The following is a 12,308-nucleotide window of genomic DNA, read 5'->3' on the forward strand; positions in this document are numbered from 1 at the left end:
GGACTCTCATTGCTTTTACGCACCGTTCATGCCATAATAGCTGTTGTTTCATATTTCGGATCATTGCATTTTTACATTATTGGGGGCCGTGTAACCTGTGGAACGATATCCTTTTGCCTATGATCATGCTTCGCCTTACGTACGACAAGCGGGTGAGTGGATAGCGGATCAATTATACGACGTATTGCCCGAACACGGCTTCGAGGTTCGCGACGAACAAATTTATATGGCGTTTCAACTGGAACGGGCGTTTGCGGACAAGCGGACGATTTTCGCCGAGGCGGGGGTCGGAACGGGCAAGACGCTCGTTTATTTGTTGTATGCGGTGTGCTACGCCCGTTATCACCGCAAGCCGGTCATTGTCGCCTGTGCGGATGAGTCGCTGATCGAACAGCTCGTCAAGCCGGAGGGAGACATCGCCAAGCTTCAGCGGCATTTGGGGCTCTTGATCGACGCGAGGCTGGCCAAATCTCCGGATCAATACGTTTGCCTGAACAAGCTGGATGAAGCGAGGCTCGGGCATGAAGAAGCCGGGCTGTACCAAGAGGTGCATATGGATCTGCCGGAGTTCGTACATGTCCGCGACGGGATGCAGTCGTTCCATGCTTACGGCGACCGCAAGCAGTATCCGCATCTGAACGATACGCAGTGGAACCGGATGAGCTGGGACGTGTTCCAGGATTGCTTTGCGTGCGAGAAACGGCACCGGTGCGGACAGACGTTATCCCGCGACGAGTATCGCAAGGCGGCGGACCTTATCATTTGTTCCCACGACTTCTACATGGAGCATGTATGGACGTATGAGAGCCGCAAGCGGAAAGGCCAGCTGCCGATGCTGCCGGACCATTGCGCTGTCGTGTTCGACGAAGGACATTTGCTGGAAGCGGCAGCGCAGAAGGCGCTCACCTACAAGCTGAAGCATGTCGTGTTCGAGGAGATGATCACCCGGCTGCTGAAGGGGGAAATCCGCGAGTCGCTCGCCTATTTGATCGAGGACGCGATCACGCAGAGCGAGTCGCTGTTCGAGCTGCTGGAACGGCGGAGCGAGGCGATTCCCGGCTCCGACCGGAAGCGGATCGTGCTGGAGGATGAACTGCTGGAGGAAGTCCGCAAATTCCGGGACGTGCTCACGGTGATCGAAGACGAGCTTGTTTATGAAAGCGAGCTGTTCATGATCAATGAGTACCAGCTGCGCATCGTTGAGGAGCATCTGGAGATGATGCAGAAGGCGCTGAACCTGTTCGATCGGCCGGAGAAGCTGATCTGCTGGGCGACGGACAGCGTCAACGGCTTGTCGCTCGTCATGATGCCGCGAACGGTGCAGGAAGTGATGCGGGAGCGGGTGTTTTCCACGGCGATGCCGGTCATCTTCTCGTCGGCGACGCTGTCGGTGAACGGTTCGTTCGATTACGTGGCCGAGGGTCTCGGCATCGACGATTACTTATCGTTCAGCGTCGATTCCCCGTACGAATACGAGCGGCAGATGAAGGTGATCGCGCCGGCATGGACTTACCGCGCGACCTTCTCGGAGAAGATGAAGACGTCGGCAGAACTGCTGCAGCGTTCGGAAGGGAGAGCGCTGATCCTGTTTCCGAGCAAGGAAGAGCTGCTCGGCTTCAAGCGGGAGATCGTCCATTACTCCGAATGTGCGGGCATGCGTTTTCTGTTCGAGGGAGATCAGGAAATCAGCCATTTGATCGCTACGTTCCAAAGCGATGAACCGAGCATTCTATGTGCGGTCACGCTGTGGGAAGGGCTGGATGTTCCAGGCCCGTCTTTGTCGAATGTCATCATCTGGTCGCTGCCGTTTCCGCCCCGGCAGGATCCTGTCTTTATGGTGAAGCGCCAAGCGGCGGCTTCGCCTTATGAAGACGTGGATCTTCCTTATATGCTGCTGCGGCTGCGGCAGGGGCTCGGCCGGTTGATCCGTTCCCGCAGCGACTGGGGAACGGCGGCGATCTTGAGCGAGGAGCTTCACAAGCAGTCGCAGCTTCGCGAGCAGATCGAGAGCCTGCTGCCAAGCGGCGTCGCGTTATTGGAGCAGTGGTAAGCTGGAAAATGGGGCCCGAACCAGCTGCGGTATGTTCATACGGCGCAAGGCGAGAATGTAGCGGAAGAAATGCTTCGTGCCGCAGACCGGGCGCTTGCGAAGCTGTGATCATCAAGTGAAGCGACGCTGCTAAAAAATAGGTATCGAAAACCATCATGACGTGCTGCGGAGTTTCCGCCGGGCACGTCTTTTTTGGCCTGTTATCCTAAGCAAACTGTAACCGAATAAACGAAAAGACAGCGAGGCGTCGCTGTCTTTTTTTGACCTATGTGGCATTTACGCTTGTTCCGTGTTCTCCCGGTATTCATCCTGATCGCTTCCGTAAATAAAATCGACGCCCGGCTCGATGCCCGGGTGATAGTCCGGGTATTCGACCTGCTGCGGTGCGTCCGTGCTGATTTCCTTGTCTTGCTGCGGATCTTGTTCATACTGCTGCTCTGTCATCTGCGAAACCTCCTTAATCTGATTGCGGCCGCATTAGTTTTAGCCGGACACAGGAAAAATATGCATGTTCGGCGCTCAAGGCATGTCCCGTCCCGCACGAACGGGAGGAACCGGCACGGCGTTGCGACAAGCACCGTTTAAGCGCTTCCTCGGGTAATAGCTCTTTTTTGCGAAGTCCGGGCGGCTGCCTAGCTCTGCAAGCCGCACCCGACATACGTTATATTGGCGGACCTCATGGGAGTTCAATAACGGATAACAAAGGAGCAGAGTCATGTCAAAGCTAAGCTGGTCGAAAATGACCAAATATAAGTTGCTCAAACGAAACCGCAAGCTCGTCAAGTATTTGCCGGAGACGCGTAGGATGAAGAAAAGCGGATTAATGCAGATGCTTGGCACATACGATAATGTGATCATCAAGCCTTCCAGCAGCTTCGGAGGCAAAGGGGTGATGCGGGTAACGTCCGAACGAAAAGGACGATATGCACTTCATTCCGGCAAAAAAATAAAGCATTTCGGCAGCGCCAAAGGGCTGAAGGCTTACTTGAAACGGAAGCGTCTGCACGGATATATCGTCCAGCGATACGTTTCGCTGGCCAAGGCGAACGGCCGTCCGTTCGATCTGCGGGTGATGGTGCAGCGACGCAAAAAAAGAGATTGGACGGTAACCGGAAAACTTGCTAAAATTGCAGGAAAAGGGTATATCGTTACGAACATACGCCGCAGTCACGGAAACGTCGTTTCTGTCAAAACGGCGATCTCTCAATCGAAGATCAGGAGCAAATACAGCAAGGCTTTGATGTCCAAAATCGATAAAGTGGCGCTGCGGACGGCGAAGCATCTGCACAAATATTACAAATGGATTCATACCACCGGCGTCGACATGGGTTTGGACCGGAAGGGGAACATATGGATTATCGAGGCGAATTTCGATCCGGCCACATCCTTGTTCCTGAAACTGAAAGACAAGTCGATGTACCGCAAAATCATATCGTACAATAAAAAGAAACGAAGACGTTAATATAAATAAATTATGCTGTCGATAAGAGGACAACGCTTGAAATGGATGGAGGCCGCATATGCTTTAGCGGTCTTTTTATTATGCGAACCTGCCGGCGATTCGCGTACATTCGCCGAACTTGCGGAGCTTGCTTTTTGCCGAATTGCGCTCCCGGTCCTGTCATCCGCAGGCCACAACTTTGACATCGAAAGGACAGAGTACGCATGAATCGAATTACAACGGAGTCCGAACGTTCCGAACTGCCCGTAACGCCAAGGCGTTCAAGCGGGCGGGGGCGAAACGCCGAATCCCCGTCGTTGCCCGAAGCCGGGGGGAGGCGGTACATGCCGGGACTTGACGGCCTTCGCGCGCTCGCGGTGTTCGCCGTCATTGTATATCACCTGAACCCGGCATGGGCGCCGGGAGGGCTGCTTGGCGTCGCCGTGTTTTTTGTGCTGTCGGGGTATCTTATCACGGATATTTTGATCGCGCAGTGGAAGAAGACCGGGACTATCGATCTGAAGGATTTTTGGCTTCGCCGCATGCGGAGACTGCTGCCGCTCTTCCTGGTCATGCTGGTGGCTGTAGGCGGATGGCTTATGTATGCCGAGCCGTCGAGATTGGCCCGCTTACAGGGGGATATCATTACATCGCTGCTGTACATTAACAACTGGTGGCTTATTTTTCACCAGGTTTCGTATTTCGAGAGCTTCGGTCCCGTATCGCCGTTCGGCCATCTTTGGTCGCTTGCGGTTGAGGAGCAGTTTTACATCGTATGGCCTTTCCTGTTATGGCTGGGCCTTCGCTTCGCTCCGCGACGGGGCGTGCTTGCAGCCGTGATTACGGCCGGGGCAGCCGTCTCGGCATTGGCGATGGCGCTCATGTATGAGCCGGGAGCAGACCCGAGCCGGGTGTACTACGGAACGGATACGAGAGCGTTCGCCCTGCTGATCGGCGCTGCGCTCGCGGTGCTGTGGCCGAGCTGGAAGCTGCCGGCTGCCGCATCGGCGCGAATGCGCAATACGGTCGACGCGGTTGGCGGATTGGGCTTGATCGTTATCGTCTTCATGATCTGGGCAACGAGCCAGTATGACGACTTTTTGTACCGAGGGGGGATGGTTGTGCTCGCCGCAGCGGCCGCAGCCGCGATTGCTGCGCTCGTGCATCCGGCGAGCCGGCTGGGCGCCGCGTTTGGCTGCAAGCCGATGCGCTGGCTTGGCGTCCGCTCCTACGGCATCTACATATGGCATTATCCGGTCATCGTGCTGAGCAGCAATGCGGCTCCCGCCGAATTCACGACCGAGGGATTGGCGCTAGCGGCAGGGCAGGTTGCGGCGGCTGTCGGGCTTGCCGCCTTATCGTGGCGATTCGTGGAAGAGCCGGTACGCCGAAGGGCTTGGATCCGAAAGCCGTCGCACCGAAGGGCGCGGAGCCGGAAGAACGGCCTAATGTCTTATTCGCTAGTGTACTTGTCGCTCGTTCTCGTCATCGCCATCGTCAGTAAGCTTGAACCCGCCTGGGAAAATAGGATCGTCAGCTCTGCGCCGCAGACGGCGAGCGGCGATCCCCTTACGCAGCCGGAGATCGCTCCTGCGACCTCGCCGCCGCCCGGTACATTGCAAGCTGGCGGCGAGGCGGCGATTCCGGTTCAAGCCCGTCCGCAGACGGAAGATCCAGAAGGCGATGCCGTTCCCGCTCCAGAGAACAGCGGCGGGAGCGACGAAGCTGTTCCGGCTCCGGGGGACGGAGGCAGCAGCGTTGCTGCCGTCCCTGGAGAGCCGGTTGTTCCCGCCGTTCGGCCTCCGGATGCGGAGATTAGCGTCACGGCCATCGGCGATTCCGTTATTCTGGATGCGGCCCGGTTTCTGTCGGAGCAGGTGCCGGGTATCGTCATTGACGGAAAGGTCGGCCGGCAATTTTCCGAAGCGAAAGAGCTGACGAATCAGCTGAAAGAAATGAAAAAGCTGGGTACGGTCGTCGTCGTCGAACTAGGGACGAACGGAACGTTTTCCAAAGAGCAGTTGAAGACGCTGCTGGAGACGATTGGAAGCGAACGGAAGGTCGTGCTCGTGAATACGCGTGTGCCGCGCCCGTGGGAAGGAAACGTCAACGAGAATTTGAAAGAGGCGGCGGAAACGGCCACAAACGTCACGCTGGTCGATTGGCATTCGGCGAGCGAGGGCAAGAACGAATATTTTGCCGCGGATGGCGTTCATCTGAAGGAAGAAGGGGCCAGATTGTATGCCTCTCTGCTCATTAAGGCGATTGGGATTCCGGCCCCTGCGGAAGCGGCGGCGGCTAAGAACGGGAGCGATCCGCAGCTTACAAGCTGAGCGGTACGCAAGCTGCCGGTTCCACAGGGACGTTCGGCATGGTAAGATGACATGAAGAACATTTACGACATTGAAGGAGATATCGGGGCGTTGGAAGGAACATGTGTGACCTATAATGCCTTCGGGAAACCGGAGCAAGTATTGCGGATCGGGCGGACGCCGGTCCGCCCGCCGGGGCTGGGCGAGCTGCTGGTCCGGATGCTGTCCCGGCCCGTCAATCCGTCGGATCTGATCCCGGTGACCGGCGCTTACGCGCATCGCATCCGCCTGCCGGCTATTCCCGGCTACGAAGGCGTCGGGATCGTCGAAGCGGCCGGGCCGGATGTATGCCCGGATTGGATCGGCAAGCGGGTACTTCCGCTGCGGGGCACAGGCACATGGCAGCAGTGGGTTCATGCTCCCGCCGAGCTGACAGTTCGGCTGCCCGATGCGCTGGACGACGACACGGCGGCGCAACTGTACATCAATCCGATCACGGCATGGGTCACCTGCAAGGACGTGCTGCGGCTGGGATCGGGCGATGTCGTCGTCGTGAACGCTTGCGGATCATCTATCGGACGCATCTATGCGCAGCTGTCCCGCATGCTCGGCTTTCGGCTCATCGCGGTGACGCGAAGCCGCTCCCATACGGCGGAGCTGCTCGCGCTTGGCGCGGCTGCCGTCGTTGAGACGGATGGCCGGTCGCCTGCGGCGCTTCATCGTACCGTCATGGAATGGACGGACGGAGCGGGAGCCTGCGCCGCGATCGATTCCGTCGGAGGCGCTTCAGGCATGGCGCTGGCCGAATGTGTTCGGCCCGGGGGCAAGCTGCTCAGCATCGGGCTCTTGTCGGGAATGCCGCTGAATGCGTCGCAAATCTCGCGATCGACCGGGGCGCAGCTCCAGATGTTCCATCTGCGTCATTGGAACAAGCAGACGACCGCCGCTGCATGGCAGCGGACGTTCCGGCAGTTAATCTCGTTTATCGGCGGCGGACAGCTGCGTCTTTGTCCGCCGAGCGTCCGCTTCGACTTATCCGATGTGAAGGAAGCGGTTCACGCCGCACAATCGGGGCAGAAGGGCGTGGGCAAAATATTTTTGACCGGTTGAGGGTTGAAGGCTGAGAATGGATCGTCGACCGAAGGCTTGGTTTGAAGGGAGCGGACCGGAATGGCAGGGGCCAAAGCAAAAGGCATCATCTTCGATATGGATAACACGATACTGCGTTCGCATATCGATTTCAAACGAATGAAGCATGAAGTATTCTCGTATTTGGCCGGTCATCGCATCGTCAGCGAGCGGATCGATCTGGACGCATTCACTTCATCTACTTTAATCGAGCTTGCCTGTACTTCGCCGCGTTTTACCGTACAGGCGGAACAAGACGTATGGGCGATCGTCACGGAGCTGGAGCGGGAAGGGATGGACGATGCGGGACTAGAGCCCGGCGTGGAGCGCGTACTGGAGCAGCTGCGCCCCACCTGCCATTTGACGATCCTGACGAATAATGCGAAGGAAGCTGCGCTGCAGGCGCTGCGTACGACCGGCATCGAGCCTTATTTCGATCATATCATCGGAAGAGAGCAGGCAGGTCTCAAGCCGTCTCCGGCGGGAGTGCAGTGGATCGTTCGCTCCTATCCGCACTTGTCCAGGGAAGACTGGCTGTCGGTTGGCGATGCTTGGATCGACGGGAAAGCGGCCATGGACGCCGGCGTACGTTTCATCGCGTATCAGGCGAATCGGTCCGAGCTGGAGCGAAGAGGTGTTGTTCCGGAGGGCTACATAGAAGCAATAGCCGATATGATCCATTACATTTGAAGGAGGAACAGCATGCCTCAATTAACAGTAAGAGGAATCGGCGTTGACGTTATGGTCTCGATCAGCCGGCCGCTCGTTGAAGAGCTGGCGGCGATTTGCCAATGCGGTACGGATCATTTTACGGTCGATTGCTTGAATGTCGTTTCCGTATTTGACGGACAAGCGTGCAACACGAATCCGTTCATCGAAGTGGCCTGGTTCGAACGGGGCCGTGAGATAAGGGACCGCGTGGCGGAAGCGATCACAAGACATGTTCGCACGGCAGGCGTGTCTGAGCTGGAAATTGCGTTCAAGGTGTATAAGGAAGACGGCTACTATATAGGCGGCGTACCGTGCGGGTAAGCGGGACCGCGTCCGGTTCGAACGAATATCCGGCGCAGGCATACAGCGACTTCACAACGGCGGGGTGATCCACATATGGGTTATATTGAGGAAATACGGGCGCTTGTCGGCCACCGGCCGCTGATCTTGGTCGGAGCGGTCGTCATCGTCGTCGATGCCGAGGGCCGGCTGCTGCTTCAGCAGCGGAAGCATCCGTATGGCGTCTGGGGAATCCCCGGGGGGCTTATGGAGTTGGGTGAATCGGTTGAAGACACCGCTCGCAGAGAGCTGCGGGAAGAAACGAATCTGGAGGCCGGCGCACTGAAGCTTATCAACGTGTATTCCGGACCGGGTCAATTCATTCGTGCGGCGAACGGTGATGAATTTTATGCCGTCACGACCGCGTTCTATACTACGGAAATTACCGGCGAGCTGATCGTGGACGAGTCGGAAGCGCTCAACTTCGAATACTTCAAGCCGGATCAACTGCCGGAGCGGATCGTCAAGAGCCATAGACGCATCGTGGACGAGTTTATGGCCGGTCATTACAGCCGGCTCTAATCCGTTCCCGCTCGTCATGTCCGAATAAACCGCCACCGGCGGTTTTTCTTTTTTTCCGCATGGCCATAAGTGGTGAAGACTGGTGTGGATGCATGCCCCCGTTCGGTCAGAGTCAGGAGTATCTCCGCCGTAAAAGCACCGGAAACGTTTCGTTCGATGTCTCCACGCGTTGCTGCGAAGATGCTGCTATTCCTCGTTCATGACTATAATTTTTTGCGCAAACGCTTGGCCGGGGTAAGACGTGGCGACAACGCCGTCGAAAATAATTTTCACTTTGGAGCCGACGCGAACCTCTGGCGGCAGCATTTTCTTGGATGTGAACCAGATCGAATTGTTTTTGTTTTCGATCCCGGATACCAAAATTCGTTTTTCGTGAATATCGGTTACGATGCCGATATGCTCCACTTGTTTCGAGCAAGCTGCGGTCAGCAGTAAGCTGGTAATGACGATACATAGGACAACAATGTTTCTCACGGGCTCTCCACTCCTTCATTTCAATATGCGGCCGCTGACATGTCTGCTTGCATGCCGTGCATTTCATTGCGCTCGAGGCACGGGATGAAGCGCTTATACGCCGGATACTACATGGACGTAACGGATAATGCATAAGTTTCAGACGATCCGCCGTTTTCTGAACGAATGGACGATTTTCCATTGCCCTAGGTATAGATGGAGTCTATGGAGTCAATCGAAACAAACAATTTCATAAATGGTTCATGGCGTTCTATAATGAAAGCAAACGTACGGCAGCGCTGGCGGACAAGACAGAGGGAGTGAGCAGAAGATGGCAGGTAACAGTTTCGGAGAGTCGTTCAAAATTACGACGTTCGGCGAGTCCCACGGGGCTGCGGTCGGCGTGATCATTGACGGTGTAACACCAGGCGTGGACATCGACGAAGCCTTTATTCAGGTTCAAATGGATCGCAGAAAGCCCGGTCAATCGACCGTGACTTCTCCGCGCAAAGAATATGATATCGTCCATATTTTATCGGGAACATATGAAGGCAAGACGACGGGAACGCCACTGTTCATTATTTTGTACAACAAAGATATGCGACCTGAAGCGTATGATGACATCAAGCACAGCTTTCGCCCCGGACATGCCGACTTCACGTATTTGGAGAAGTACGGCATTCGTGATCACCGGGGAAGCGGCCGGGCTTCCGGCAGGGAGACGGCGGGAAGAGTGGCGGCCGGCGCGGTGGCACGAAAAATGCTGGAACGCAGAGGCGTGTCGGTCATTGCGTATACCCAGGAAATCGGCGGTATCGCATGCCGCGATTACGTCGAAGAGGCAATCGAGTCGAACCCGGTAAGAGCCTGCGATCCGCAAGCTGCAGTGCAGATGGTGGAGAAGATCGAGTCGCTTGCCGCGATCGGCGACAGCTGCGGCGGCATTGTGGAATGCCGGATTCGCGGCGTTCAACCCGGCCTCGGCGAGCCGGTATTCGACAAGCTTGACGCCGATCTGGCTAAAGCGATGCTGTCGATCGGAGCCGTCAAAGGAATCGAATTCGGCGCCGGCTTCGCCGCGGCGAGAATGCTTGGCAGTCAGCATAACGATCAGATGAAAGGCGGGGAATTTATAACGAATCATGCCGGAGGGATGCTCGGCGGCATCAGCACGGGAGAAGAAATCGTCTTTCGGGTGGCGGTCAAGCCGACTTCGTCTATCTCCCTTCCGCAGCAAACCGTCAATCGGGATGGGGAAGACCATACGATCGTGACGATAGGCCGACATGATCCGTGCATCTGCCCTAGAATCGTTCCCGTGGTCGAAGCGATGGCTTGCCTTGTTATCGAAGACCACTACAAACGCCAAGCCGCGACGCGGTATTAACGGGCCGGCATGAATGCGGTACCGGTGCCATTGCAAGATGACAAGCAAGCTTCGCAATAGAAGCTTGCTTGTTTGCGTGGATCCATTCTTTTTGGCATAACTCAAAATGCAAAGCGGACATCACAGAATTCTTCCATTGGAAACGTTATTTTGCGAATATAATCATTTAGGAATCGCGCCCGCCATAGTCATATGGTATAATAATCCAATCACAATAGAATGGCCTTATGGTCGGTCGGCTAACCTCTCGGAAGGGAGGTGATGCCTGTGGAGGTATTTCAAGCGCTGCAATTGATGTTCCTGTTCGGAATGTTTATTCTAGCTTTGCTTACGTACCTTAACAAAAAGAAATAGACCGTCCTCTCACAAAGGTTAACGGTCTATTTCTTTGGCAATAACCCTTTGAAGCCAACCGCCCTTAAATGCGGCTATTGTGTAAGGAGTCGTGTTGGAGCACGACTCTTTTTTAGTATATGCACAATGCATAAAAGTAAACATTAATATTTACCTCTATATTACACGATATTTTTCATAGTGACAATAATATATTACTGAATATATTACTGAATATATTGCTTATTGAGAAAGGGATAGATGAGATACTTGGTTTACATTAATCAAGTCTGATTCTCTAAAAAGAGGATAACCAAGATTATGTGGCTGAATATGCGGCAGATCGATAATCTCTTCCCGCACTAGAAGTATCCCACATTAGGAAATTAGTGGTAATATGGTTTTATACATTTAAAAGGAGATGACGATGAGGTGGCTCCGAAACATATCATTTCTGCGGCAACCATTGTAGTGAATGAGGGTAACGAAATATTATTGATAAAAGGACCTAAGCGAGGATGGGAAATGCCCGGAGGGCAGGTTGAAGAAGGTGAATCATTGAAAGATGCAGCGATACGGGAAACAAAGGAAGAGAGTGGTATCGATATAGAAGTGACCAAGTTTTGTGGTGTTTTTCAAAATGTCAGTGCTTGTATTTGTAACACTTTGTTTTTAGGCAGACCCATCGGGGGCGAATTAACAACGACTCCCGAGTCTTTAGATGTAGGATTTTTTCCAATCGAAACAGCACTAGAGATGGTAAATTGGGGGAATTTTAAGCAAAGAATCGAGCTTTGTTTGAATGACGAGCTTCATCCGTTTTATGTTGAATTTTCCATTCCGCTTAAGGAGTGCTAGAGCGCTATAAGTTTTTTTACTTCGGATCGCGTTGACCTAAAACCAGCTAATCTTAACTTCTAATGAGTAATCTCTAAACTGTTAAATTTAGCATAAGTATCGATCTTATTTTCAAAGTGGGATAGGTGCTCTTGGTGATGAAGGAGAAAGTTGATGTAACAGCCGCGTTGAGCAGCTCACGTTAATGAATACACTTACCTTTCCAGGGAAAATTAACTTAGTGATATTGGTAGGATTAAGTAGTTTTCCTGGGAAGGGGCAGCTCTCTTGAGGGTCTTAATATGCATAGCCATGCTAATTTCAATGGTTGGAATACAATCTTCATTCTGTAACGCGGTTGTACAGAAGCCGCTGGAGGACTCGAGGGAACTGCAACTTCAAGATATGCTTGTAATGTTTTTGCTCCCCCACATGCGAGAGAAGCTTGCAGTTGTATACTCAGATGTATTGTCAGCACCAGGAGGACCAGATATATATCCTTATTTTGTTGATGTGAAGCACATTGAAAGGGTTAATGGATTCCGTGGTTTTGATTTCTTAATTACACTTTTCGCGTTTCCAACAGTTGGCCCTCATATCCCTGTCGGTGAAGATGTTTTTACATATCAGATCTCGGCTGCTGGAGTTAGGCTTATACATTTTGAACATCTAAAAGGACCGAATAAAGACGATTTCCCACCTAATTACAAAGATCTTTTGAAGTAAGTCAAGCTTGATCCAAAAAAGAAGGGCCATCCATGTTTGAACCACATAGATGTGCCCTTTTCGACAATG

At 53.9% G+C, this 12,308-nt stretch carries 13 protein-coding genes; 11 read left to right on the plus strand and 2 right to left on the minus strand.

Translation table 11 applies throughout. The features are described 5' to 3' along the window. The first annotated feature begins 97 nt into the window (after positions 1-97). The gene (locus KXG62_RS00505; protein ID WP_218089940.1) at positions 98-2,050 is read left to right on the plus strand and encodes an ATP-dependent DNA helicase; all 1,953 of its coding nucleotides are present in this window, start codon (positions 98-100) and stop codon (positions 2,048-2,050) included. 276 nt (positions 2,051-2,326) lie between these two features. Here the strand turns inward: KXG62_RS00505 and KXG62_RS00510 are convergent, their stop codons facing one another. Continuing rightward, positions 2,327-2,494 carry a hypothetical protein gene (locus tag KXG62_RS00510; protein ID WP_218089941.1) on the minus strand — a complete coding sequence of 56 codons (168 nt, stop codon included), beginning with the start codon at positions 2,492-2,494 and terminating at the stop codon, positions 2,327-2,329. 271 nt (positions 2,495-2,765) lie between these two features. On the opposite strand from KXG62_RS00510, the gene KXG62_RS00515 reads away from it, so the two are divergent. From KXG62_RS00515 to KXG62_RS00540, 6 genes are all read left to right on the plus strand, one after another. Further along, entirely contained in the window at positions 2,766-3,512 is a 747-nt protein-coding gene (locus KXG62_RS00515; protein WP_218089942.1) for a YheC/YheD family protein, read from the plus strand. Positions 3,513-3,835: 323 nt separating this feature from the next. Further along, complete coding sequence (locus KXG62_RS00520; RefSeq protein ID WP_246627233.1) at positions 3,836-5,824, plus strand: acyltransferase family protein; 1,989 nt, start codon at positions 3,836-3,838, stop codon at positions 5,822-5,824. Between the two features lie 90 nt (positions 5,825-5,914). Further along, positions 5,915-6,913, plus strand: a complete 999-nt coding sequence (locus KXG62_RS00525) for a zinc-dependent alcohol dehydrogenase family protein (protein ID WP_246627234.1) — start codon at positions 5,915-5,917, stop codon at positions 6,911-6,913. Between the two features lie 60 nt (positions 6,914-6,973). Continuing rightward, positions 6,974-7,621: an HAD family hydrolase gene (locus KXG62_RS00530; protein WP_218089945.1), complete on the plus strand. Its 648-nt coding sequence runs from the start codon at positions 6,974-6,976 to the stop codon at positions 7,619-7,621. Positions 7,622-7,633: 12 nt separating this feature from the next. Further along, positions 7,634-7,963 carry a DUF1904 family protein gene (locus KXG62_RS00535; protein WP_218089946.1) on the plus strand — a complete coding sequence of 110 codons (330 nt, stop codon included), beginning with the start codon at positions 7,634-7,636 and terminating at the stop codon, positions 7,961-7,963. A 75-nt stretch (positions 7,964-8,038) separates the two neighbouring features. Further along, positions 8,039-8,503 (plus strand): NUDIX hydrolase, encoded by a 465-nt coding sequence (locus KXG62_RS00540; protein ID WP_218089947.1) that lies wholly within the window; start codon positions 8,039-8,041, stop codon positions 8,501-8,503. 186 nt (positions 8,504-8,689) lie between these two features. Here KXG62_RS00540 and KXG62_RS00545 read toward each other — a convergent pair whose 3' ends face one another. Continuing rightward, the gene (locus KXG62_RS00545) at positions 8,690-8,977 is read right to left on the minus strand and encodes a DUF3221 domain-containing protein (RefSeq protein WP_218089948.1); all 288 of its coding nucleotides are present in this window, start codon (positions 8,975-8,977) and stop codon (positions 8,690-8,692) included. Positions 8,978-9,287: 310 nt separating this feature from the next. On the opposite strand from KXG62_RS00545, the gene aroC reads away from it, so the two are divergent. The 4 genes from aroC to KXG62_RS00560 all read left to right on the plus strand — a co-directional run bounded on the left by aroC (position 9,288) and on the right by KXG62_RS00560 (position 12,239). After that, positions 9,288-10,343 carry a chorismate synthase gene (gene aroC / locus KXG62_RS00550; RefSeq protein WP_218089949.1) on the plus strand — a complete coding sequence of 352 codons (1,056 nt, stop codon included), beginning with the start codon at positions 9,288-9,290 and terminating at the stop codon, positions 10,341-10,343. A gap of 294 nt (positions 10,344-10,637) precedes the next feature. Next, positions 10,638-10,697: a putative holin-like toxin gene (locus tag KXG62_RS34580; RefSeq protein WP_237762811.1), complete on the plus strand. Its 60-nt coding sequence runs from the start codon at positions 10,638-10,640 to the stop codon at positions 10,695-10,697. Between the two features lie 411 nt (positions 10,698-11,108). Continuing rightward, positions 11,109-11,534: an NUDIX hydrolase gene (locus KXG62_RS00555; protein WP_218089950.1), complete on the plus strand. Its 426-nt coding sequence runs from the start codon at positions 11,109-11,111 to the stop codon at positions 11,532-11,534. A 267-nt stretch (positions 11,535-11,801) separates the two neighbouring features. Further along, a complete protein-coding gene (locus KXG62_RS00560) occupies positions 11,802-12,239 on the plus strand; it encodes a DUF3888 domain-containing protein (protein ID WP_246627235.1) in 438 nt (145 codons plus the stop codon). The last annotated feature ends 69 nt before the right edge of the window (positions 12,240-12,308 follow it).

This window comes from Paenibacillus solanacearum (genome assembly GCF_910593845.1).
Classification (GTDB): Bacteria; Bacillota; Bacilli; order Paenibacillales; family NBRC-103111; genus Paenibacillus_G; species Paenibacillus_G solanacearum.